At 46.5% G+C, this 21,970-nt stretch carries 16 protein-coding genes and 1 pseudogene; 6 read left to right on the top strand and 11 right to left on the bottom strand.

What is annotated here, in order from left to right:
* Positions 1-157 precede the first annotated feature (157 nt).
* Positions 158-913, top strand: coding sequence for a DUF2232 domain-containing protein (locus QUB10_RS00825; protein WP_333198619.1), 756 nt, complete (start codon positions 158-160; stop codon positions 911-913).
* Positions 914-986: 73 nt separating this feature from the next.
* On the top strand, positions 987-2,093 hold the full coding sequence (gene cobT / locus QUB10_RS00820) for a nicotinate mononucleotide-dependent phosphoribosyltransferase CobT (protein WP_333198617.1): 1,107 nt from the start codon (positions 987-989) through the stop codon (positions 2,091-2,093).
* Between the two features lie 302 nt (positions 2,094-2,395).
* On the opposite strand, the gene QUB10_RS00815 is transcribed toward cobT, so the two are convergent.
* The 3 genes from QUB10_RS00815 to QUB10_RS00805 all read right to left on the bottom strand — a co-directional run bounded on the left by QUB10_RS00815 (position 2,396) and on the right by QUB10_RS00805 (position 4,815).
* On the bottom strand, positions 2,396-2,794 hold the full coding sequence (locus QUB10_RS00815) for a hypothetical protein (RefSeq protein WP_333198614.1): 399 nt from the start codon (positions 2,792-2,794) through the stop codon (positions 2,396-2,398).
* A 521-nt stretch (positions 2,795-3,315) separates the two neighbouring features.
* Entirely contained in the window at positions 3,316-4,182 is an 867-nt protein-coding gene (locus QUB10_RS00810) for a transposase (RefSeq protein ID WP_333198612.1), read from the bottom strand.
* Positions 4,183-4,656: 474 nt separating this feature from the next.
* Positions 4,657-4,815: a hypothetical protein gene (locus QUB10_RS00805; RefSeq protein ID WP_333198610.1), complete on the bottom strand. Its 159-nt coding sequence runs from the start codon at positions 4,813-4,815 to the stop codon at positions 4,657-4,659.
* Between the two features lie 30 nt (positions 4,816-4,845).
* Between QUB10_RS00805 and QUB10_RS00800 the strand changes: the two are divergent.
* Together QUB10_RS00800 and QUB10_RS00795 are read left to right on the top strand one after the other, a co-directional pair.
* A pseudogene (locus QUB10_RS00800) lies at positions 4,846-4,974 on the top strand (phycobiliprotein lyase); the annotation flags it as partial.
* A complete protein-coding gene (locus QUB10_RS00795; protein ID WP_333198608.1) occupies positions 4,971-6,080 on the top strand; it encodes an extracellular solute-binding protein in 1,110 nt (369 codons plus the stop codon). The pseudogene QUB10_RS00800 and the gene QUB10_RS00795, both read left to right, overlap by 4 nt.
* Before the next feature lie 171 nt (positions 6,081-6,251).
* Here the strand turns inward: QUB10_RS00795 and QUB10_RS00790 are convergent, their stop codons facing one another.
* The 5 genes from QUB10_RS00790 to QUB10_RS00770 form a co-directional block, all read right to left on the bottom strand.
* Positions 6,252-7,088: a DUF1963 domain-containing protein gene (locus QUB10_RS00790; protein ID WP_333198606.1), complete on the bottom strand. Its 837-nt coding sequence runs from the start codon at positions 7,086-7,088 to the stop codon at positions 6,252-6,254.
* Between the two features lie 104 nt (positions 7,089-7,192).
* Positions 7,193-7,720, bottom strand: a complete 528-nt coding sequence (locus QUB10_RS00785; protein WP_333198604.1) for a hypothetical protein — start codon at positions 7,718-7,720, stop codon at positions 7,193-7,195.
* Positions 7,721-8,020: 300 nt separating this feature from the next.
* Positions 8,021-11,305, bottom strand: a complete 3,285-nt coding sequence (locus tag QUB10_RS00780) for a PAS domain-containing protein (RefSeq protein ID WP_333198602.1) — start codon at positions 11,303-11,305, stop codon at positions 8,021-8,023.
* A gap of 755 nt (positions 11,306-12,060) precedes the next feature.
* Positions 12,061-13,191 (bottom strand): aldo/keto reductase, encoded by a 1,131-nt coding sequence (locus QUB10_RS00775; protein WP_333198600.1) that lies wholly within the window; start codon positions 13,189-13,191, stop codon positions 12,061-12,063.
* 5 nt (positions 13,192-13,196) lie between these two features.
* Entirely contained in the window at positions 13,197-13,703 is a 507-nt protein-coding gene (locus QUB10_RS00770; RefSeq protein ID WP_006635481.1) for a bifunctional nuclease family protein, read from the bottom strand.
* A 638-nt stretch (positions 13,704-14,341) separates the two neighbouring features.
* Between QUB10_RS00770 and ribE the strand changes: the two genes are divergently transcribed.
* Both ribE and QUB10_RS00760 read left to right on the top strand, forming a co-directional pair.
* A complete protein-coding gene (gene ribE, locus QUB10_RS00765; RefSeq protein ID WP_333198598.1) occupies positions 14,342-15,055 on the top strand; it encodes a riboflavin synthase in 714 nt (237 codons plus the stop codon).
* 85 nt (positions 15,056-15,140) lie between these two features.
* Positions 15,141-15,965, top strand: a complete 825-nt coding sequence (locus tag QUB10_RS00760) for a DUF4339 domain-containing protein (protein WP_333198596.1) — start codon at positions 15,141-15,143, stop codon at positions 15,963-15,965.
* A gap of 306 nt (positions 15,966-16,271) precedes the next feature.
* On the opposite strand, the gene QUB10_RS00755 is transcribed toward QUB10_RS00760, so the two are convergent.
* From QUB10_RS00755 to QUB10_RS00745, 3 genes are all read right to left on the bottom strand, one after another.
* On the bottom strand, positions 16,272-17,162 hold the full coding sequence (locus tag QUB10_RS00755; RefSeq protein WP_333198594.1) for a glycosyltransferase: 891 nt from the start codon (positions 17,160-17,162) through the stop codon (positions 16,272-16,274).
* Between the two features lie 15 nt (positions 17,163-17,177).
* A complete protein-coding gene (locus QUB10_RS00750; protein ID WP_333198592.1) occupies positions 17,178-19,571 on the bottom strand; it encodes a hypothetical protein in 2,394 nt (797 codons plus the stop codon).
* An 83-nt stretch (positions 19,572-19,654) separates the two neighbouring features.
* Complete coding sequence (locus QUB10_RS00745) at positions 19,655-21,427, bottom strand: peptidoglycan DD-metalloendopeptidase family protein (RefSeq protein WP_333198590.1); 1,773 nt, start codon at positions 21,425-21,427, stop codon at positions 19,655-19,657.
* Between the last annotated feature and the right edge of the window lie 543 nt (positions 21,428-21,970).

The following is a 21,970-nucleotide window of genomic DNA, read 5'->3' as shown; positions in this document are numbered from 1 at the left end:
ATCCAAACACTGAAACCGGGAATCAGCCGTATCGGGCGCAAGTCCCGTAAAATCTAAAATCTAAAATCTAAAATCTAAAATCGGAAAATCGGGAATCAGCCGTATGGGGCGCAAGTCCCGTAAAATCTAAAATCTAAAATCTAAAATCTAAAATCGGATGAGTGATTTTTTGTCAGCAGATGCTGCGTCTAATTCCGGCAGTTCACCCAGTACAAATAACGACCCGCAAACCGCCGATATTTCAGCAATGGCTGGCGAGCGCCCAAATCCCGATCCGGGGAAGCACATCTCTGGGGAAGCGCCTTTAAGGCTGGTAGAAACGGCTTTTTTGGCAAGTACCGCTAGCTTAATTTGGCTGGTAAATTATTACTTTCCGCTGGGGCCTTTGCTGCGGGTGTTTTTCCCGATACCCATCGCCCTAGTTTACTTGCGCTGGGGCAACCGAGCAGCTTGGATGGCAGCTTTGGTATCGGGCTTGCTGCTGTCGGTACTGATGGGCCCGACACGGAGCATTTTATACGTGATGCCTTTTGGAATTATGGGAGTTGCGCTGGGAGGACTTTGGAGGCGTAAAGCGAGTTGGTCACTCTCTATTAGTGTGGGCGCTCTCATTGGTACTGTAGGCTTCTTTTTTCGGTTTTGGCTGCTGTCGGCGTTGGTGGGTCAAGATCTATGGGTTTACGTAACGGCCCAGGTAACAGAGATGGTGGAATGGGTGTTTGTGAAGCTGGGCTGGCTTAATGTACCGAGTTTGAACACAATTGGGGCGATCGCAGCCGGGATGATTTTAGTTAACAATATTGTCTATTTATTTGTAGTGCATTTAGTAGCTTTGCTGCTATTAGATCGTTTGGGAAATCCAATTCCGCGGCCGCCAAGCTGGGTGCAACTTTTGATCGATTATGAAGAGTAGTTATTGGGAGTTGTTGACTGTTGACTGTTGACTGTTGACTAATAACTAATAACTAATGACTAATGACTAATTTATGATTGGTATTTATACAGAAATAGAACAGGGGCAGCGATGGCTCGATCGCTATCGGGGACGAAAACCGATATTTGCCTGCGTGTTAGGATTTACCGCTACTGGCTTAATTCCGGGGATTTCAGCAGCAGGAGCAACCCCGCACGATCGACAATTTACTTGTTTAGCCGATGCAGAATTTTTGTATAACGGCCCCCAACCGTCGCCCCAATATCCTTTGCCGCCCCTAGAAGCGGGTGCCTCGCCCGTACTAATATCTCGCGCTGTAGTCGAAGCTTTGGAACTTCCGCTTTACCTATTTAATGCTGGTTTGCCCCTCCCACCTCCCGTACCTGCAATTGATTTGGGCGGCACTCCGGCAAAGTGTCTGATTTCTGGGAATGCTTTAGAACTCGAAACAGTCAAACATTTGCTCGAACAAGGATTAATTTGGGGAGCTAAATTGGCTGCTCAAACTAATGGTAGCTATTTAATTTTAGGGGAGTGCGTAGTTGGGGGAACGACTACTGCTTTGGGCGTGTTAATGGGTTTGGGTATTGCAGCGGCGGGCAAAGTTAATAGTTCTCATCCTCGCTGCAATCACGCTCAAAAATTGGCTGCAGTGACAGCGGGACTCAATAATGCCGAGTGGGAAATGGGCGGACAAAACAGCACTCCCTTGGAATTGGTAGCGGCGGTAGGCGATCCGATGCAAATAGCGGTGGCGGGAATGGCGATCGCCGCGAGTCGGACTTGCGGGGTGCTTCTGGCTGGGGGTACGCAAATGCTGGCAGTGTACGCTTTGATGCAAGCCTTAGCCCGTGAATATGCTCTGCTATGGCGTCCCGAACAAGTTGCGGTGGGGACTACGCGCTGGGTGGCCCAAGACCCTACAGGAGACACTGTAGGACTTGCGAATGATATCGGCGGTGTGCCTCTGTTGGCGGCGCAGCTAAGTTTTGCTGGATCTCGCTACGGGCAACTGCAAGCTTACGATCGCGGCTATGTTAAGGAAGGTGTCGGTGCGGGAGCGTGTGCGATCGCCAGTGGCTTGACTGCAAATTGGACTCCAACTCAACTCCTCCACGCTGTTGAAGCTTTAGCCTCGCGGTGTGAAGTTAAAAATTAAGTACGTAGTTATAGCAATCGATCCCGGATTTGCGAACTTCTCTCTTTCTGCTCTTTCTGCTCTTTCTGCTCTTTCTGCTCTCTCTCTGCGCCCTCTGTGCCCTCTGCGGTTCATCAAAAAAAATCTTGTTCACCAAACAAAGAGGATTGCTATTTCTATACCAAATCTCGCCTTAATATGCTATTTCCATCCTACTTGTGCGAGACCAAAAACTCCCTACAATCACTCTATAAGTAGACGAGCATAAATCGACGAAAATTGTATTTTTTCTGAAATTAATACCCGATACCCGGTAGCAATATTTAATTAGGCCCGCCTAGATGTTGCGAGTGCATTCTTTTGGAGAGCAACTGTTCTTCCAAGGCGGCAATTCGATTGTAAGCTGCTGTTAGCTGAGCTGTTAAGCGCTGGATTTGAATCTCTGCGCTCAGCTCTTTTTCCAAGCTTTGAGAATTTTTGTCGAAGTAGCTGTCATCTAACAGTATGTCTTTGTGTTCGAGGAGGCCGTCGAGACTGCTGTAGCTTTTATAGGGCGAGGTTTTGTCATTTCCTACCGTTCCAGAGCGATCGTTTCTCTGTTGCTGGGTCAGCTTCGTCTCCTTGGCAGACTCCAAGAGCTTTTCATTGAGGTTTTCTATGAGTTTGTAGAGGGCCTCGACTTGTTGGCTCAATACTGTAACTTGCTGGCGGAGCGCTTCCATACAATCATCCTTTGGCTCGTAACTTAATATCTTTACATTTTAGGTAAATCTTTACATAACTTGGATTTATCACTAAATTATTTAATTTTTGACGTAATTGTTGTGTTCCTAATCCTGACGGTAGATTTAGGGAGCCAGCTTGAAGATAATCGCTCGCCATTGGTGAGTCGATTGTAGATTTTAGATTTTAGGTTTTACATAGTCTTGGACAGAGCAACCGGGTGGGTTAACCCCCATTCTTGGTTCAAACCTTCAATCAGAGTTAAAACGTCTGGTTTCTGAGAGTGGGATCGCAGAGCGTCCTATTAGATTGACTTCGCTCTCGCCCGTGCTTTCAGGATTCAGATGAGTGGATTTTTAGTTTTTTTAGTTAGTGACATCCTCCCACACCAAATCAAAGATTATGGTGTGGGCTTCCCAACATCACTGCTGGGTTTTCCTAGTTTTCCCCTTGCGGGATTTCGCCTCTGACGCCGACTGACTTTCATCAATCCCCGGCAGACCGACTGCATAGGCGTTTTCTATTCCGCAAAGTCCTTGCGTACTGATGAGTTCCAAACCACGCAACCTAATGACTTCTGATGCTGCATGATCTCTATCTGTTTCGTATCCGCACTCACCACATCTATGAACTCGTTCGGAAAGCTCTTTTTTACCCGTATGCGTGTTGCACTCGACGGGCAAGTTTGAGATGTTCCATCTGGATTGACCCGGAGGAAGTAGATTTGATGCTTTTTAGCCACCCACTCCAACAGATTGAGAAATTGACCAAAAGCAGCATCCAAGGTATGTTTTCTCAACATCCCCCTGGACATCGCTTTCAAGTTCAAGTCCTCAACAAAGACCATCCCAATACCTTCCTTGGTACACAAATGGTTAGCCAGTTTGAATTGCCAATCCTTCCGAACTCTAGCGATGTGGTTGTGGAATCTGGCAACCTTGATTCGAGCTTTCTCACGGTTCTTAGAACCCTTTTTCGTTCTGGCATACTTACGTTGCAGCAATTCCAGCTTGCGGTACAAAGATGTCAAGAATCGGGGTCTAGCAATAAACTCTTTATCCGAGGTTGTCAAAAACTTGGACAGTCCCAAATCGATACCCAGCGCATCGACCTGCGGTTGAGCGTCAGGTATCGACATATCAGACTCAATTGTCACTACAACGAACCACCTATCAGCTTTCCTCAAAACCCGTGCTTGCTTAACCACAAACCCCTCTGGGATAGGTCGATGCAAGTTGATAGGCATCTTCCCAACTTTGGGCAAGCTTATCTGCCATCCCGTAATGGGGTTGATTTTGAATTGAGGAAACAGCATGGACTTGATTTGTCCAAACTTCTTGAAGCGAGGAAAGCCTGCGCCCCCGCGACTGAAAATAATTCCAAGCATCATGCAATCTGCGAATGGTAGTTTGCAGAACTTGAGAAGGGGCTTCGCCCAACAACGGGAACTTTTTCTTCGCTTTGGGAAGTTCGTTCTGTTGAGCGTAATAGGTAGGGAATGGCTTGTCGGCTGGAATGATGTATTCTCTCTCCAGCGAACAATAATCCAAACTACATTTACGCGAATTGACCCAATCTTTGATTTCTCGCAAAGCGTAGTTATAAACCTTGCGATAAATTTCCAACCAATGAAGCATCGTTTCTTCTTGGTTGGCGTCGGGATAAATTCGGTAGCAGTAGTTCATGATAAGAGTCATACAGTCAACTCTAACACAGAACTACGGGTCTATAAACCTACATATGCTACCGATTTCACGCCTGATTGACCGGATAAAATCGGTCTGGGGGCGTCCATGTATCGCAACACCAAATCAAAGATTATGGTGTGGGACTTATTGCTCCCCCAGACCCCCTCGAATAGTTAAAAAATGTAACACAGATGCAGTCGATCGACCCGGCTGGCGAGCAAAACTGGCTCAAAGGAACTTTTCGCACAGAAATTAGGCGTTAAGTTGAGGGAGTTTTCGGCATCGGAAAGCTCGATCGACCAGGTAGAAGGTAAAATCAGGGCAAGACTCAAACAGACTCACAGCGCAGCAGAACCGAGTACAATGGCTCTGTGTTTGAAAAAGAAATAAAACAAATCGGCGCCAACTACCGGACTCGACAAACAATTATTTCCGGGGCTGTAGAACACAAAACGATTGGTCAATATTTAGAAAAGCGGATTGACAGGTGAAACGAAGGTCTTTGCTATTGGGGGCCGCCACCCTAACTTTAAGCCAATTGGCGGCAGGGTGCGACTCGAAGCCCATTCTCAAAATTCGATCGCTCAAAAACGGTATTCCGGCCCAACTGGTAAGCAAATTTAGCCGCGATGTACAACCGTCTCCGCTTTTGCAGGTAACGCAAGAAGCACAATTAAAAGAATTATTCGCCCTGTTGCAGGAGTGGAAACGGGTTCCCGAATCAAAAAATCAAGCTAACTTGGTGATGTTGGGAGATTACTGGCTGACTTTGGCAATTCGGCAAAAATTGATTAAGCCGATCGATCCTGCTAAGTTTGTTAATTGGCCACAATTGCCCGAAAGATGGCAAAAACTCGTCCGGCGCAACGATGAGGGTAAATTAGATCCTCAAGGTAAAGTGTGGGCTGCACCTTACCGCTGGGGAAGTACAGTAATTGCCTATCGAACAGATAAATTCAAGTCTTTGGGGTGGACTCCGACAGATTGGAAAGACTTGTGGCGAGTCGAATTGCGCGATCGAATTTCTTTGCCAGACAGTGCCAGAGAAGTTATCGGTTTAACATTAAAAAAACTAGGGAAATCTTACAATACGCAGCAATTAGATCAAGTCCCAAATCTCAAAAAAGAACTCGCAAATTTGCACCAACAAGTTAAATTTTATAGTTCGGACGCTTACCTGCAACCATTAATTTTAGGCGATACTTGGTTGGCAGTAGGTTCCTCTGGGGACTTGCTGCCGCTGCTGCAAACTCAAAAGGATATTGCTTTAGTAGTTCCGGTTTCGGGAACTGCACTTTGGACAGATTTGTGGGTACAACCAGCATCAGGGAATCCAGTTTCTTTAGTGGAGAAATGGATTGATTTTTGCTTACAACCTCGGGTTGCTCCTCAATTATCTTTGCTGGCTAAGGCTAGTTCGCCGATAATTGTCGGCATGAAACCCGAAGATTTGCCGGAAGCTGTTCGTACTAATTCTGTGTTGTTGCCGGATGCTAAGATTCTTGCTGCTAGCGACTTTCTGCTGCCTTTTGGGGATGCGGGTATTCAGCAATATCGATCGCTCTGGCAAGAAACTAGGCAAGTAGTGAGAAGTTAAAATGTAGGGTGCGTCAGTCACCAGTCCAAAAGCGCCGAGAAAATTATCAAAACTGACGCACCTTAAACCGTAGGGTTCGGCAGTCACCAGCCTTGTGTGTGTAGCAAAGCAACAAACGGCAGTGAAATAACAAACAAAACCGCAGGAGCGGAAAGTGTTAGTATTTTAATTTCAATAACAATCGTAATTATAAATCACCTGAGAAAAATCTAATTTTTCTAAGTCCTCAGCACGAATCAAAAAGTTGCCTACTCCATCATCACCCCAACAAATTTCATCATCACTAATCATGTGTAAGACTACAATTTTATGGTCTTGGTATTGCGGGCTATACTCACGAGGGTCAGTTTGCGTAAAGTAGCCGTATCCCCCTATTTTATGGTGAATCTCGTATAAATTATCATAATACCAATCATTTAATTTGTAATCATCTACCTCAATTATATCAAAGAATTGTTTAATTTTTGGTGCTTCCAAAATCTTAGTAATTTGATAGTCTTCTGGGCAAACCCACTCATAGTCAGGACTAAACTGTAAAGCCAAACATTCTTGCGGATTATTCACGTATTTATAGTTTAGAGGTGAAAATTCCTTAAGTTCTTGATCCAACAAAAAAGCAAAATGTGTTTGACAATTATTTGTGTCAGTTTCGGGAAAATACAATATTTTAAAATCTTTTTGGTTCTCCAAATTGTCTAAATCCATGCCATACAAATCTGTGTCACCGATATAAAACTGCAAAATTCCTTTTTTGGGGAAAGGCGCTAAATATGGCACTTGGGCAAAGATTTCCTCAAAATTGAGTTGTGCCAAAAGGTGCATATATTTTCCATCACTATCTTTGGGAAAATCGTAACCTTTCGGCAAGTAAGGCACTCCGCCAAATTTGCTTGACCAGAAATCAGTCCCCTTTCGTTCGTAAGTGATTTTGATAACAGGCTTTTCTGAACTTTCAATTTCTTGGCGAAACGGTTCTAATTCAGCAGGAAGATCAAGGTTTGTTTTCATTTTTTACTACGTATTATAAACTGCATTTGTCAACTCAAATGCACTGTGCGTCAGCTCTTGATTTATCGATTATCCAGAAAATTACTCGCGGCTGACGCACCCTACTAAAAGCCTTTCACCCTTCCTCGAAGACCTGGATTTGAGAGAGATTCTAACTCAATCCGACAGTCAAGCCGATCGCCCTTGCACGAATAAACTGCCAAAGCAGTGCCTTGACGGTTGCAAACTCGCACATTGTAACCATAATCGTTGGCGACAGTGCCAAAGCGGTTAACAAACTGATAGCGTTCCATATAATCGAGCAAACTCCAAAGTTGGCGGTTGACTATGATAATTACCCAAGTATTACCGGGATCGACAAACCAGCGATCGAGCAATTTTCCGCCAAACTGTTTTTGAGCTAACCACAGACTCGGCACGCTTTTTTCCGTTTGCGAAAGCGGGGGCGACGGGAAATTAACAGCGCTGCCAGTCGGGCAGACAGGCTCCTGGGAAAAAGCCGCAGATTGCTCCCACAGGAAGGCTCCGAGGCACGCAGCACAGGCGATCGGGAACAAAAATAAACTTTTTGTCAAAATGCCGTGCCTGCGGCGGTAAACTTGATTTCTGTGGCTAAAATTGTGGTAATTCATCATATTATTAGACAAGATTGCATAAATCATTCATTGATACAGAAACCGCAGATGTAAGGCAGATAAACACGGATAAACGCAGATAATTTTTTAAATTACTCGTTACTAGGCTGGAGCCTAGTAACGCAGATCCGGAGGCTCTGCCTCCATGTTTCCAAGCGAGGCAGAGCCTCTAGATTTAGGTTCCCAGGCTAGAGCCTGGGAACAAGTTAATTTTATTATTATTCAGTCCGCGGAGGCGGACATTGTTTGTATAGTAGCGGTTTCAACCCCCGACTCTTATTGCTGCTGCTTTCATTGTTAAAATTCCGATCGCCTAAACAATGAAGCAGGCAGACAAGCAGTAAAAGTAGAACCGCAATCTAACTCGCTAGTAACTTCAATATCGCCGCCCATCATCTGACAAAAACGCTGACTGATAGCCAACCCCAAACCCGTACCGCCGTACTTGCGAGTAGTTGAATTGTCCGCTTGAGTGAAAGGTTGGAACAGGCGCTCTTGCTGCTCTAATGTCATGCCGATACCCGTGTCCGTCACTCGGAAAATTAAAAAATCTGCATCCAAAATTAACATTTGAGCAACTCTCGGTTGATATTTATTTTTTAATTCTTCACTGGTAATTCTTTCGACAGTAAGCACGATCCTCCCATTAGCAGAAAATTTAGCAGCATTGCTGAGCAAATTCAGCATTACCTGTCGCACTTTCATCAAATCGCCGTGCATGGCGCCGATATTGTCAGAACTCAATACTTCCAAAGTATTGCCGTTTTTATCCATTAGCGGTTTGATAGTTGTTACCACCTCCTCGATTAAGCCTCCAACATCGAAGCTTTCGAGGTAAATCTCCATCTTGTCAGCTTCAATTTTGGAAATGTCTAGAATGTCGTCAATTAGGCGCAGCAAGTGTTTGCCAGCAGTGCGAATTTTGTCTAAATCCGAGACTACCTGTAAGTTGCCTAACTCTTCGGCATCTTCCGCTAGCATATCGCTGTAGCCGATAATCGCGTTGAGGGGAGTGCGTAACTCGTGGCTCATGTTTGCCAGAAAAGCACTCTTGGCGCGGTTGGCGAGTTCTGCGGCTTCTTTGGCCAACTGCCATGCTTCCTCAGCGTCTTTGCGTTCGGTGATATCCCGCAGTGTCGCCACCACCGCTTCGACGCTGCCGTCTGTCGCACAAAGCGGGCTGAGAATGTACTCGTAGTCGCGGGTTCCCCAGCTTGCCGTGGGGACAATTACTTCGCCTTTCACGGGCTCGGCTGTGGCAAATAGGCCGTCGCATTCTTGGTGAACCCGCTGCATAATTGTTGGCGACCAGCCTAATTCCTGCCAGGTTTTGCCAATCATTTCTCTGGGGTTCATGCCGGCAGCTTGAGCGGCGGTGCGGCTGACATAGGTGTATTTTCCCGATCGATCTACTAGAAAAATTAGGTCAAGAGAAGCGCCGAGAATGCCGTCAACTGTTCTGGCGTGTCGGGCTACTTGAGCCGTCATTTGTCTGACTGTGATGGCGCCGCGGACTCTGGCGGCGAGTTCAAACCGCAAGAGTTCGTTGGCTTGTTTGAGGAATAGGGTGCGCTGTTCGACTTCTATTTCTAGTTCTGCTTTGGCTTTTTCTAGGGTGAGTTCGGCCAGTTTGCGATCGCTCACATCTGTAGAAATTGTACCGACTGCATAAGCTTTACCTTTGGAGTTGCAGAGGGGAAATTTCAGAGAAATATAAGTGTGCGGGCCGTCGTCTTGAGGGATGATTTCTTCGATGGTTAGAGGCGAGGAGGATTCGAGAACTTTCAGGTCGTTTTCTCGCAAGGCTGCTGAAGAGTCTAGGGGAAAAATATCGCCATCAGTTTTACCTGTTATTTGCTCTTTGGTGATGTCGAACAAATTGTCAAAATGGCGGTTGGTGAGCAGGTATTTTCCGTCAAGGTCTTTGATGTAAATTACTGCTGTTGAGTTGTCTAAAATCGCTTGCAGCAGTGCTTCGCTCTTTCGCAGGGCTTTTTGAGTGTTTTGGCGATCGAGTATTTCTGGCTGCAATTCCAAGTTGAGGCGATTTAAGTCTTGCCAAGCTTCCTGGACTAGATTTAAGGCGATCGCGCTTTTTTCTAATTCTGTATTTTCTGTATTTACCTGCCGCGACTGGTTTGAGACGGAGTTTTCGGGCAATTCTAGGGGTTGGAAAGCGAGCGGGATGTGGGGATTTGCGATCGGGCGAGCGCCCGCCAATTTTTTATTATATCGAAAATCTACGGCTAATTGACCATCTAAACTCGATTTTTTGGGAAATAAATCGGGGAATTCGCCGAAATTTAAATTGTCATAAATTATATCAAATGTCCGCGATCGCTGCGGTTCGGCGGTGGAGTTAAATGCCCAATTCCCCTCTGCTGTTGATAAATCCGAGTTAGCGGGTTTGGCAATCCGGCGAGTGACGGCAACTCCCAAGGCGAAGGGAACAATGGCAGTCGCAGACATGGCCAGCAGCCAGTTGTTTTCCCACCAAGTTGCGATCGAGGTTTTGGGGATAAATCGCACTAAAATTGCTGCGGGTTTCCCGGCTAAATTGCCGAGGGATTTGGCAGCTACTGCATGAGTTTGACTGCCTGTTTGTACGTTTCCGGCGACTGGTTTGCCGCCGGCGGCGAGTGCAGATTTCAGCAGCGATTTCTCTGCCAGCAAGTCTGGTAACTGTTGGTTTTTTGTAACTGCTGGCCAACTTGCCAAGACAAATTTGCCGTCAGCCAGCGGTGCGTAGATAGCCTGATATCCTCCGCCCTGTAAATTGAGGGTTTCGGTGCTAGCAACTGCCGAAGTTTTGCTGATAATTTTTCCTAAAACTAAGGCCGCAATCACTGTCTGATTTTTGGGATCTTTTATGGGAATTGCTGCGTAGTGCAGGAGAACAGGTCGAGATCCCTTTCCGGGCGACAAAGATCCCAATTGTTCCTGATCTTCCGATTTGGCAATGATTTCGGTAGCTGTAATTGGGTTTTTTGTAGCGAATACTCGATCGACTATTTTTTGCAGGTTAAAACTTTTTCCCTTCTGGTTAGAGTTGACGCTAACCACTATCTGCCTGTTTTTTCCAACTAAGGCCGCGCTGTCTATTTCCCCTGTTTTGACTTGATTTTCTAGAATTTGCTTGACAGATTTTTGCAAATCTGATACTTTTTTACCGCTGTTGTAAGATAAGGCTATTTGGGCGATCGTTTTGCTGTCAGAGGAGTTTTGCAAACGGTCGGCGGCGCGATCGAGTTGGAGATTGTAGTTAATTTCACTAAGGCTCAGTTCTGATTTAGCTTGATTTTGCAGTTGATTGCTTCCAACTGCCGATGTTAGCCAAAGTGCTGCAGCCGTTAGTCCGACGGGCAAGATTGTTTGTAAAGTCAGCAGTCCGATTAGCTGTTTTCTGGTAACAGATAAGTTGTAGGTACACGGCTTGAAAGCTGCTTTCAATCTTCTTTCGGAAGTCGCAACTTTAGTTTGCTGCAGACAATTTGGCTGGCTGTCGTTTAACTGAGTATGAGCCATAGTAGTAGATGCGGGATCGGTTATAGATGACAGGCGATCAATTAATCGGGAAGGCAATCAAGTTTAGATTTTAGATTTTAGATTTTAGATTTTAGACTTCGGCGTGAGCGCTCAGTTGAACGATTTTAGATTTTATATCGAGTTCGGTTAATCACTCATATCCTATCCGGTCGAGCGACAGCGATTTTTGTAGGGGTTCCCCTCACCAACAATACCTGCCTTGCCAATAATTGACAATCTCAAAAACCCGCCCCTACTGGGATATTATGGTTAATCGAGCGGACATGATATCATCATAAAATTGTTGCCTCTCGCCGCCAACCAAGCAATAAAATGACTGGGACATTCTCAAATAAATCAGTTTCTAGGTATTAATCAGATTATCTTATTTAGCTGTTTTTACATATACTATCGGCTCCTATTTACAGTTGGTTCGGAGCATCCAAACGAGTGCTTTCACAGGAGTGCTCGCAGTTAGATGTAGGCTTGGCTGTGCAAGATACTCCCATTCCTCAAAAACGCTTTTTGCAAAATCGGGATGCTCTCACATACTGTCGTAAAACGAAGTAGTTTATCGATCGACTGTATCGTAAATTCAGTTAAACAGAGATGTTGCACCATTCTCAATCAGGTTTTTATGGGTGGGCATCCTGCCCAACCCCTACTCCCCACAAGAAATTAATTCTTTGTGGAACAGGCATCTTGCCTGTTCTGGAGAATGGTGCAAGATGTAAGGTTAAACCAAAGTTTAGCGTAATTATTGCAAAACTTTAGATACGCTCGATCGACCTTTTCCCTGCTTCACCTTTGTTTCAATCCCACAACCGCCTGCCTGCTTTGCCGCCCAGTCGCTGGTGAGTATCTTTGAGCAAAGTTGGGATGTCTAACTCTTCGGGACACCGGGGCAAACATTCGCCACAATCGGTGCAGCGGTTGCCTTTGCTACCGGGAAACCAGTGTCCGGCATTTTCAAACATGGCGTAGCGGTATTTGCCAAAGTCAGTCATGTCGCACCCGACGGCGAGATTGCGGAGTCGCAATACTTCGGGAATGTTGATGTTTTCCGGGCAAGGCAAACAGGCATAGCACTGGCTGCATTTGTCGGTTTTCAAAGTGGCTGCCATAACCGATTCTAGCCGATCGAACGCAGCGATTTCGGCATTGGTGAGGGGAAAGTCGCAATCGCAATATTTCAGGGGTTGCTCTAATTCTGTCGCATTTGCAGGCCCCACACTCAAAGTCCCAATCCTCGTATCGCTGAGTAAAAATCGATAGTTCAACTCTAAGGGCGAGAAAGGCGAGCACAATTTTGCGAGAGTTTCCGGGGGCGTGTAGAGTTGCCCTCCTTTATCTGCCGGGGAAATGATGAAAACGCCCATATCTTTGTCTTTGGCGAGTTCAATTGCCGGGGCGTTGCGCTGAAAAAAATAGTAATAATGCAGATTGACAAATTCAAACAAATCTGTATTGATTGCGGTCAAAATCAGATCCAGAGGCCCGTGAGTCGAAAAGCCGACGTGCCGAATGCGACCATCGGCGAGGGCTTTGCGTACCGCTTGCATACAGCCTGTGGCCGATCGCACAATCGCCAAATGTTCCCAAGTATTCAAACCGTGAATTGCCAGACAATCGATATAGTCTAAATTCAGACGTTTGAGGGATGCGTCGATGCAGCGTTCCATTGCAGCTGCATCCTCGGTTGGGGAAATTTTTGTAGTGACGTGAAGGCGCGATCGATCGACAGACAAACCAGCCGAAAGGGCCGCGCCAAGATATTCCTCGCTGCAACCGTAACCAGCCGCAGTTTCCAGGTGATTGATTCCCAGAGACACCGCCTGTTTTACAGTCTGACAGGCAGTTTCCTCAGAAGCCAAATAGCGCATGGTTCCCAAGGAAAATACAGACAGGTGCAACTCCGTTTTGCCAAACCGTCGATAGCGCATAAATGTTAGGAAGTTTCGCCCGGGCTAAAGCCGCTTCTCTTAATCAAATCCTCTGGACGGAGGTTTGAGATAAATTCCCGGAAGGCCCGGCGTTCGGCCTCATCAGCATCTCGATCGACCGGTATCGAAGCATCGGCGACGACTTCTTCCATCACCCAGATGGGGCAGTTCGTTCGCAGGGCTAGGGCGATCGCGTCGCTAGGTCGGGCATCGATCTCTTTTTTAACTTCTCCCTGACGGACGATCAGCACGGCATAGAACGTGTTATCTTGCAGCGAGTGAATAACTATGCGCTCCAAGGTAAGACTCCATGCCTCTAAAAAATTGACCATCAGATCGTGAGTTAAGGGCCGAGGAGGCTTGTGGCCTTCGATCGCGCTAATAATAGCCTTTGCTTGCTCCTGACCGATATAAATAGGCAAAGCCCGTCGCTCAGTAGCGTCTCTCAATAGGACAATAGGACTGCGCGTGGCTGCATCTAAGGCAATTCCAGCGACTTTCATTTCAATCATAAAAATGCTCGGTAAGTGGGAAACTCAGAGACTTTAGTCCTGAGAGGGAAACAACATGGGCGGTTTCAACACATTCGACTACGCTCAGTGAGCACCACCTTGAATCCCCTTTCCCCTTTCGGGGGTAGAGGGGTATGGTTGCCCCTCTTTGGAGATATGGTTGTCTCCGGCTCCCTTTCGGGGTAATGTTCGCTTGTCGGTCAATGTTATGAGAGCTTGTTAGACTTGCAACACTGTCTCAGTGACCTTAAGACTGTTTAATTGCAAATGACAGAGCGGAAAACTAGCGTCGCATTCAAGGAGTGTCGTGACTCAAATAACGTAGCCAGTTAAGGCTGAGGCCCGTCAGCACAGCTTGCTTCGATTGCTCTTACAAGCTCAGTCCCTGGTTTTAGGGCTGGGTTACTGACAGAATTAAGAAACTGCAAGGCGGTAGAAAACTCGGACATAAAGATGACCTAAATCCAGTATGACTCGATCTTCGCCTGAATCTGCAACTGATCTGGGACTATCGATTTTAGATTTGAGATTTTAGATTTTCGATTGACTCCGGGGGACAGGGGGACGGCAAAACCTCCTGCGTCTGGTTTGTCCCTATGGTTTGATGTAAATAAGCGATCGACTACGGAAAAATACTTATGTTTACAGGACTAATTCAATCTCTCGGAAAGCTGAAGTCGCTAGGCAACGATTATTTCCAAATTTCCTGCACATCAAACAACTCCTACCAGATTTTACAAGATTTAGCCATTGGGGACAGCGTAGCCGTGGATGGAGTCTGTTTGACGGTAGTGGAAGTTCTGCCGCAAGGTTTTGTCGCCGTCGCTTCCCCAGAAACCCTCCGCCGCACTACTCTGGGATCATTCCCCGATGCTTTGGTGAATCTAGAAACCTCCCTGCGCGCCGGTAGCAAATTGGGGGGACATTTTGTGACGGGGCACGTAGATGCGATCGGCACTTTAGCAACATCCACCCAAACCGCCAACGCTTGGGATATGCGGTTTACTGCCCCACCTGTAGCAAATTCGGGATGGCAACGTCAAATCGCACCTTACATCGTTTCCAAGGGCAGCATCGCCGTCAACGGCATCAGCTTAACCGTGGCAGATTGCGATGCTGACGGCAATTGGTTTGAAGTTGCTGTCATTCCCCACAGTTTTGGTGAGACAAACCTCAGCTATTTACAACCAGGAAGTTTAGTAAACTTAGAAGCAGATATTCTGGGCAAATATGTCGCCAAATTTCTCCGCAGCGGCTCAAAATCCCATCCCGAACCGTGGGAAGAAACCCCGGCAATCAACAGTTTGGGAACAATTACACCAGAATTCTTAGCAGAACACGGATTTATTTAATCTTCGGGTGCGCGCGGCGCACCTTGCTAAGATAAAACTCGGGGGTTGAAAGCTACTACACAAACGAACTCCTAATTGCAAGCTCATGAAAATTCCATCATGGCCCGCGTGGTTGCCTTATCCTATCTCATGTTTAAAGGGTTTTGTCCTCAGCTACGCTTTCACTTCCACGGTCAAGGCTCAATTTCCTTTACAAACTGGTGACAGTCTTGTTCCCATTTTGATTGGAGCTTGGATCTGGGTAGCGCTTTTATTTAGCTTCTTCCACTGGGTTTTTACGTCCGGTGCAAATTTACTGCTGACGCATTTGCCTCAAAAACCTTCATTTGATAATTTGCGCCAGCATCTAACTACTTGGTCTAGTTCAAAGAAGCCACATTGGAAAGAAGGGTTAAATGCTTTCATTATTAGTTTTGTGACTTCTATCCTCGTAAGCTTTGTTGTATTTTCGGTAATCCCCGCACCTAGCAGGCTTGATGCCTACAACAATAATTCCTACGAACTGAGGCAGGCCATGATTCAGGTGAGATTTGCTCTAATCCCCATCGGAATGACAATAACTTCCGCTTACCTCTATCAATATGATCTTTGGGCGCGTCAGCGACGGGCGGCTAAGCAAGAAAGACGATCGCAGAATTCCACCGCACCTGCTGCAAATCCAATAGAACAAGACCTCAATCAACTCAGGGCTGACGCTGGAGCAACTCGGATGCGACCTGTGAGACAAGCGACTCCCGAAGTTGCTGACTGGTACGTGTTCCGATCGGGTAAAGCAGAGGGACCCTACAGCAAATTGCAACTCTGGGAAGTTCAGAAAATTACGGCTCGCACAAAAGTTAGGCGAGGAGAGGGTGACTGGCAACGCGCTGGTGAAGTTTCAGAACTGACCAAATATCTTACACAACAATAGACCTCTTGCACAATAATTTTGTGCTATTATCGAAAGTTTAGCCAATTTTATAATCTAGCAGGCCCGGCAAGTTTAAGGAGATGCCAATCAACCCAATAATTCAAAGTTTGACTTCAACTTGAGCCGACTTTTAAGGATAACACATATTTTTTTTTGCAAGAGGTCTAAAGAATAAACTTGTAGTTGTAGGGTGCGTAATCCGCGAATTATTTTATCCATAATTGACGACTAAAAGCAGACGCACCCTACTAACTCTTACTTCTCTCTCTGCGTTCTCTGCGTTCTCTGCGGTTCAATAATCCCACTCTATTCCTCAACAAAATTGTTTTTCTCCCAAAACAATCCCGCCGCAATTCCCACCTGAGAAACCAAAAACAAGGCAGCAATTAATAGCTTGTGAAAGCCCGGTGCGTGGAAAAATGGATAAGTTAGCAAATTCAAATAAAATGACGGATGTTGTAATTTCCCATTAGCCCCGCGTTTCGAGATCATTTGCTGAAACAAAAAAGCACCTCTACCATAATTGAATTGCTGTTTCCAAAATTTGCGAAGAGTTAGTGCGTGTGAGTGATAAACTATAACTTCGGGAGCGTAAATGGCGGCATGGCCCGAATGCAACCACCGATCGCAAAATTCCCGGTCTTCTCCAGCCGCTAGAGAAAAAGTCGTGTCAAAGCCGCCGATTTTTTGGAAAGCCTCAGCGGGAAGGGCAAAATTGTTAGAAGTGAAAAATTGTGCGCGATCGCCAATAGCATTATAGTAACTGTAAAGGTAATCGATCAGTTGCTGGCTGGCAGTAGAATAAATGTTATCCGGCAGCGCGTTTACAGTGCGACCTCCGATTAAGCAATCTGGTGTTTCCACAAATCGCTTTTCCAGATTTTGCAGCCAATCTACCCCCACAGTACAGTCATCGTCTGTAAACACTAAAAATTTGCCTTCTGCGGCAAAATATCCAGTATTTCGCGCCGTTGCAGGGCCGGAGTTGGGTTGTGTCAGCAGTGTGATATTTAGCTGATTTTGAAAAGGGGAAATTGTATTTTCGACAGAGATTTCGGTGCTATCGTTGACGACGATAACTTGAAATTTATCGCGCGGATATTCAATTTCAACAAAAGACTGAATACAGGCCGCTAATTTATCGGGGCGATTGTAGGTCGGAACAATAATTGAAAATAGAGTTTTAGCTTGGTTCATGATAACTAATAACTTTTAATTTTTCAAGCGATATAGCACCGACTCAGTATTAACATCTTTACCGAAAACTGGTTGCAGCGGGCCCTGGGCACTTGTCAGCCAAGATAAAGCTTTTCTGGTAGCTGAGTCTGTCTCAGTCAGGGGCCCGAATCCCACAGTCCTAATTTTATTTTGCCGCAGGTTGTCAATCCATGCCGAAAGTCGATCGGCTCTAAATGGTACATATAAAACTTGTCTGTCCAAATTTCTCCCGTAAAACAGGTAGCTGCGCGAACTTAAACAGAATCCTATTCTTTCATCTGGTACTGTATTTTTATCAATATATTCGTAAATACCGCGATAGAGTTCTGTACGTGCAACATCTCGCTTTTCCCTCCAATGACCAATTACTATTAATCCTATACAGACACCAATTATCACTAGGTAAATCGATTTTTTTCGGGTGGGAAATAGATGATTCAGCCATCTATAGCCAGGATTGATTTTCAACCATATTGCAGCCAGCGTCACTGACACAAGATAAAAGATCGGATATGGTAATATATATGGCCAACTGGGGCCTAATATTTTTCCGATAGTATTAATAGCTTGTCTTGGGTTAGACTTCAAATTGTCAATCAACAAACTCCCCCAAACAATACTATCTCCGGTGAAAGAAGCATTTTTAATATAATCAAAAATTGTGTTGCTAGTAATTCCCAACAAACCACTAACCAAAACCACTGTCATAACAACTAGATTTGGAGTTTTCAAGAGAGTGGCTGTAGCGGCTGCGGCGATGGCGAGTACGCTTAAAAAGGTAAATCCGTATCTGAGGTTAAAACCGAGTATAGGGCTGAGTTGACCGATCGACTCTCCGGCAGTACCGGACGTGTAAGGTGTAATTAGATACAGAATTCCTGTGCTGGCGAGAAGTATAATTAAAATAATATTATTTTGATTAATTATTCTGGTTTTACCCTGGATAAAAGCCAGAGGTGCTGCCAATACCTGAAGTGCGATCGCCAGAAAGGGCAGTTGCAACCTAATGATAATTTGTAAGCCGACAGTTTGCCAGTGGGAAATATTGCTGGGATTAAATTGAGCTAGTAAAGTGCTTTGCCAAGCATTGAAAGACGGCGAAGCGGGCGGCGCAGGTAGGATAGGTGTGGGCTGCTGTATGGGAGGTGTGGGCGCAGGTACTGGAGACGGTAAGGGAACAGGCTGTAAGGGAACTTTAATATCGCTGGCATCGGCGACAGGATAATTGATGTGCAGCAAGTTTCTCGCATACCAAAAACATCCTAAAAGCAAGCAACAAGCTATGCCGCACAGTAACACTGGTTTGAGAAAGTGGCGAATTCTAAATTTATCTGGTGTGGAATTTTTATTAACCGCGAATCTTTTAATTTCTAATATTGCTAATCCTCCTAAAAGTGAGGCTGCATAGACTATCCCCGTAATTTTTATTCCGGCTAGCATTCCTGTGGCTGCCAAAAATAGGGAAAGTTCGGATTGCGATCGGCTGCTATGATAGGATAAACCTAGATACAAACCCACTGTAAATATTGCAGCTAGCGGTAAGTCTGGGTGAATGGTGTTAACTTGGTTGAGCACCATCGGTACTGTCAAGACTAAAGATGCTGCTGCCATACCGTGAATTCGGGTGGCTCCAAATTTTACGCTCAACAGATAAACGGCAATTCCCTCAAGTACCCACGCAATTAGCAGGGGAAAAGCTGTGAGAAAATCTTCTCGGAAGGGCAGCAAACACAAAGCAGACAAAACGTGCCAATTGTAGGGATATACTCGTGCTTGCTCGTGATCGAAAATCCAATTTCCGGCGGCATCTAATAAGGTAAATGAATGGGTTTGATACCATCGGGCGATCGCAGGCAGGTGAAACCACAATGAATCATAATTGGTTGTGGGTTTGCTTGCGAGAGTTTCTAACAGCACAAATCCTGCAACAGCCGTGGCAACAATAATTAGGGATTCGGATAATCCCAGAGGTTGCTTGAGTTGGGGAATCGGCCACTGCGAGAAGGTAAAAGTTTTGTGGTTTTTGGTATAAATCAGGATGAAGCCGATCGCACAAATCAGAATTTCTGCTATAATCACCGCAGCAATATTTAGTCGATCGGCACTTCCTAAAATCAAGCCGATACAAACTTGGGCAATACTCCATCCCGTCAGGAGTACGAGGAGAAAATGGGGAAATGAATAGTTATTGTTTTCTTTCTGATTCTCGAAGGCAAGAGACAAGCTTAAGGGAATCGGGCCAACTAGAATAATTAGAAATAAAATTAATTCCCACAAATGCTGCGCTATTAGCATAAGCTGCAAGTTACCATTTTTTATCAGTTTTTCCTCGTTACCCGAAAGAGCCTGGTAACGAGGAAAAGTAACGGACACGCGAGCTCGTTGCACAAAACATAAATTTTCTTGTGGGGAGTAGGGGTTGGGCTTTTCGACCGTTCCACAAGAAAATTTATCTACGCAATCCCCAATTTTTACCTGTTAGCTTGCTTCTGAGTTTTGGGTTGTTTGACTGCTTCGGGATCTTTGGGCTTAGAAATGTCAGCTTTTAACAGTTCGGGGAATGGCGGCTGGAGGTTGTGAACTTCGATGTCCATTCCCAGCGGCAGAGGTGGAAGCTGGGGGAGATCGTTTTCCAAATCCTTGAGTCCGCTAGCGGTTTGTATTTCCACCATTTTCGGCATTTGCGGTACTTTGGCGGTTTCCAAACTGCCGATCATTTTTGCCAGAGCGAATTCTAGCTGAGAACCTGGGTCGATCGCCACCCAACCCTGGTCAGTCATTTGCCGAACCTCAAAGTGAAGGTGAGGCCCTGTAGACATTCCCGTACTGCCGACGCGGCCGATCGTATCTCCCTGTTTCACGAACTCTCCCGGTTTCACAAAAAGTTCCGAAAGGTGGGCGTAGAGAGTTTCCTGAGAATTTTTGCTGTGGTTGAGAACCACCGTCAAACCGTAGCCGCCCAACCAATCTGCGATCGCCACTTGACCCGCATAGGCCGCCAGTACGGGCGTTCCCATCGGGGCTCCCAAGTCAGTTCCGGTGTGAAACCTGCCGTAGCCCAGAACTGGATGAGTCCGCCACCCAAAGGGCGAAGTAATTGCCGAAGCAATAGATAGCGGAAACAGCAAGCTGGTGTTGCCATTTCCGGGCAGGCCTGGGGGACGCGGCGTGAGATTGTAGTAAGCAAAACCGGTATTGCTGCCGCTGCTGACACTAACGGCACCGACTTGAACCGGCCCAAGTCCCATGCTGGGCGCTGGAGCGCCGCCGCCGTAAGATGCAGATCCGGCATAATACCCAGTGTCTGCGGAGTATCCAGTGTCTGCGGAGTATCCGATGTTAGCCGAGTAGCCGGTGTCTGCGGAGTATCCAGCGTTAGCCGAGTAGCGTGGGGGTGCGTAAGCAGATTCCGGCGGGTTTGAACTCCCCCAAACCTGGGTGCCTATTTGTTGAACGGCTTGACCGAGTTTACTCACAGGATTTCCGCTACTATTTCCGGCAACAGTTCCCCGAACCTCGCCCGGAAGGCTTTCTGGCAGATTTCGAGGAGGAGGGGCTGCAATATAGCCGTCGTCTGCGATCGGAGTTTCCGGGCTGTAGTTTGGTTCTCCGGCATCTGCCGTCACTGGCTCGGAAACAGGAGGAGGCGCGCACAAACCGCCTTCTCCTTCGCAGCCGGTCGATCGTTCTGCAAACTCTATTCTGGTTGGCGCTTCGTACTCTTCGTACTGGGTGGTAGCGCCAACACTGTAGTCTGTTTGGTCGATTTCAGCGTGGGCTGGGTTAACTGGCGCTTCAAAAGGCGGCTCCTGGGCCGTCGCTTCTGGCAAAGGAATCAGCGCTGGCTCTGGCAGATAATATTGGGTGGGAGGTGGTTCGCTGGCGTACTCCGGCTCTGACGGCGGTTGGGCATCGAAAGGCTCTGACGGCGGAACTTCTGCCTGCGGTTCAGGGTAGGGTTCTGGCGACCCTTGGCTGAATTCGGGTTCCGGGGGCGGGAGAGGAGCTTCAAATAATGGCTGGAGGTCTGCTGCGCCGGGGACGGCTTGTTCTGCGGGCGGAGTTTCGGCTTGGGCCCAAACTAGGCCTTTGCTGAGCAGTCCCAGACTGGCAAGGCAACCCAGTCCCACCAGCAGTGAGCGATCGGACAAAAGGCGCGATCGAGTCCGGGCGCCTGTAGGGTTCTTTTTTTGCTGTTTGGTGTTCAAGTGGGCTGTTATTTGCTTGTCTGGAACTGGTTTCACGATTTTTTTTCCCAACTCAACAGGGGGCACAAGGATCTCGAAGTCAGGATCGAATGTATGGCAATCCTTGTCTTTATATACAGGCCTAACTGATTTTACCGGGCTTGAGGCAATTTTTTTTGCCCCTAGAACAAGCTCGAATGCCTTGCACATTCAGTCGCGATCGATATCCGGTTTTTTTGATCCCGATGGCACTTGCGTAAAAGTGTCTTAGGGCCACACTGATGATAGCGCTTTGGCGTTCGTCTATGTTAATTAGTTGCCTAGATTTCTCGGGTTATGCAAAATTTCGGCGCAGTCGGTCGTCCTGAAATATTGCACCATTCTCAATAATCTTTTCAGGGCGGGCTCTCCTGCCCAACCCCTACTCCCCAAAAGAAAATCTACGGGAGGATCTCAATGAAAGCAGCCAAGCCCAAAATTGGAGTCAGGAGTCAGGAGGAAAGAGGAAGAAGGAAGGAGGAAGAAGCCAGAATAAGTGTTTTTACAAATATGAGATGCTCCCAAATCTACTCTTTGTGGAACAGGCCGTCCAGCCTTTTA

The organism is Microcoleus sp. B5-D4 (assembly GCF_036705145.1).
In the GTDB taxonomy this organism is placed as follows: domain Bacteria; phylum Cyanobacteriota; class Cyanobacteriia; order Cyanobacteriales; family Microcoleaceae; genus Microcoleus.
This window is presented reverse-complemented; position numbering and strand designations above follow the sequence as displayed.

What these genes read in the sequence shown, in the direction of transcription:
- QUB10_RS00825 (WP_333198619.1), top strand. Translation starts at nt 158, where the DNA reads ATGAGTGATTTTTTGTCAGCAGATGCTGCGTCTAATTCCGGCAGTTCA.
- cobT (WP_333198617.1), top strand. Translation starts at nt 987, where the DNA reads ATGATTGGTATTTATACAGAAATAGAACAGGGGCAGCGATGGCTCGAT.
- QUB10_RS00815 (WP_333198614.1), bottom strand. Translation starts at nt 2,794, where the DNA reads ATGGAAGCGCTCCGCCAGCAAGTTACAGTATTGAGCCAACAAGTCGAG.
- QUB10_RS00810 (WP_333198612.1), bottom strand. Translation starts at nt 4,182, where the DNA reads ATGCTTGGAATTATTTTCAGTCGCGGGGGCGCAGGCTTTCCTCGCTTC.
- QUB10_RS00790 (WP_333198606.1), bottom strand. Translation starts at nt 7,088, where the DNA reads ATGAAAACAAACCTTGATCTTCCTGCTGAATTAGAACCGTTTCGCCAA.
- QUB10_RS00785 (WP_333198604.1), bottom strand. Translation starts at nt 7,720, where the DNA reads ATGAATTACCACAATTTTAGCCACAGAAATCAAGTTTACCGCCGCAGG.
- QUB10_RS00775 (WP_333198600.1), bottom strand. Translation starts at nt 13,191, where the DNA reads ATGCGCTATCGACGGTTTGGCAAAACGGAGTTGCACCTGTCTGTATTT.
- QUB10_RS00770 (WP_006635481.1), bottom strand. Translation starts at nt 13,703, where the DNA reads ATGATTGAAATGAAAGTCGCTGGAATTGCCTTAGATGCAGCCACGCGC.
- ribE (WP_333198598.1), top strand. Translation starts at nt 14,342, where the DNA reads ATGTTTACAGGACTAATTCAATCTCTCGGAAAGCTGAAGTCGCTAGGC.
- QUB10_RS00760 (WP_333198596.1), top strand. Translation starts at nt 15,141, where the DNA reads ATGAAAATTCCATCATGGCCCGCGTGGTTGCCTTATCCTATCTCATGT.
- QUB10_RS00755 (WP_333198594.1), bottom strand. Translation starts at nt 17,162, where the DNA reads ATGAACCAAGCTAAAACTCTATTTTCAATTATTGTTCCGACCTACAAT.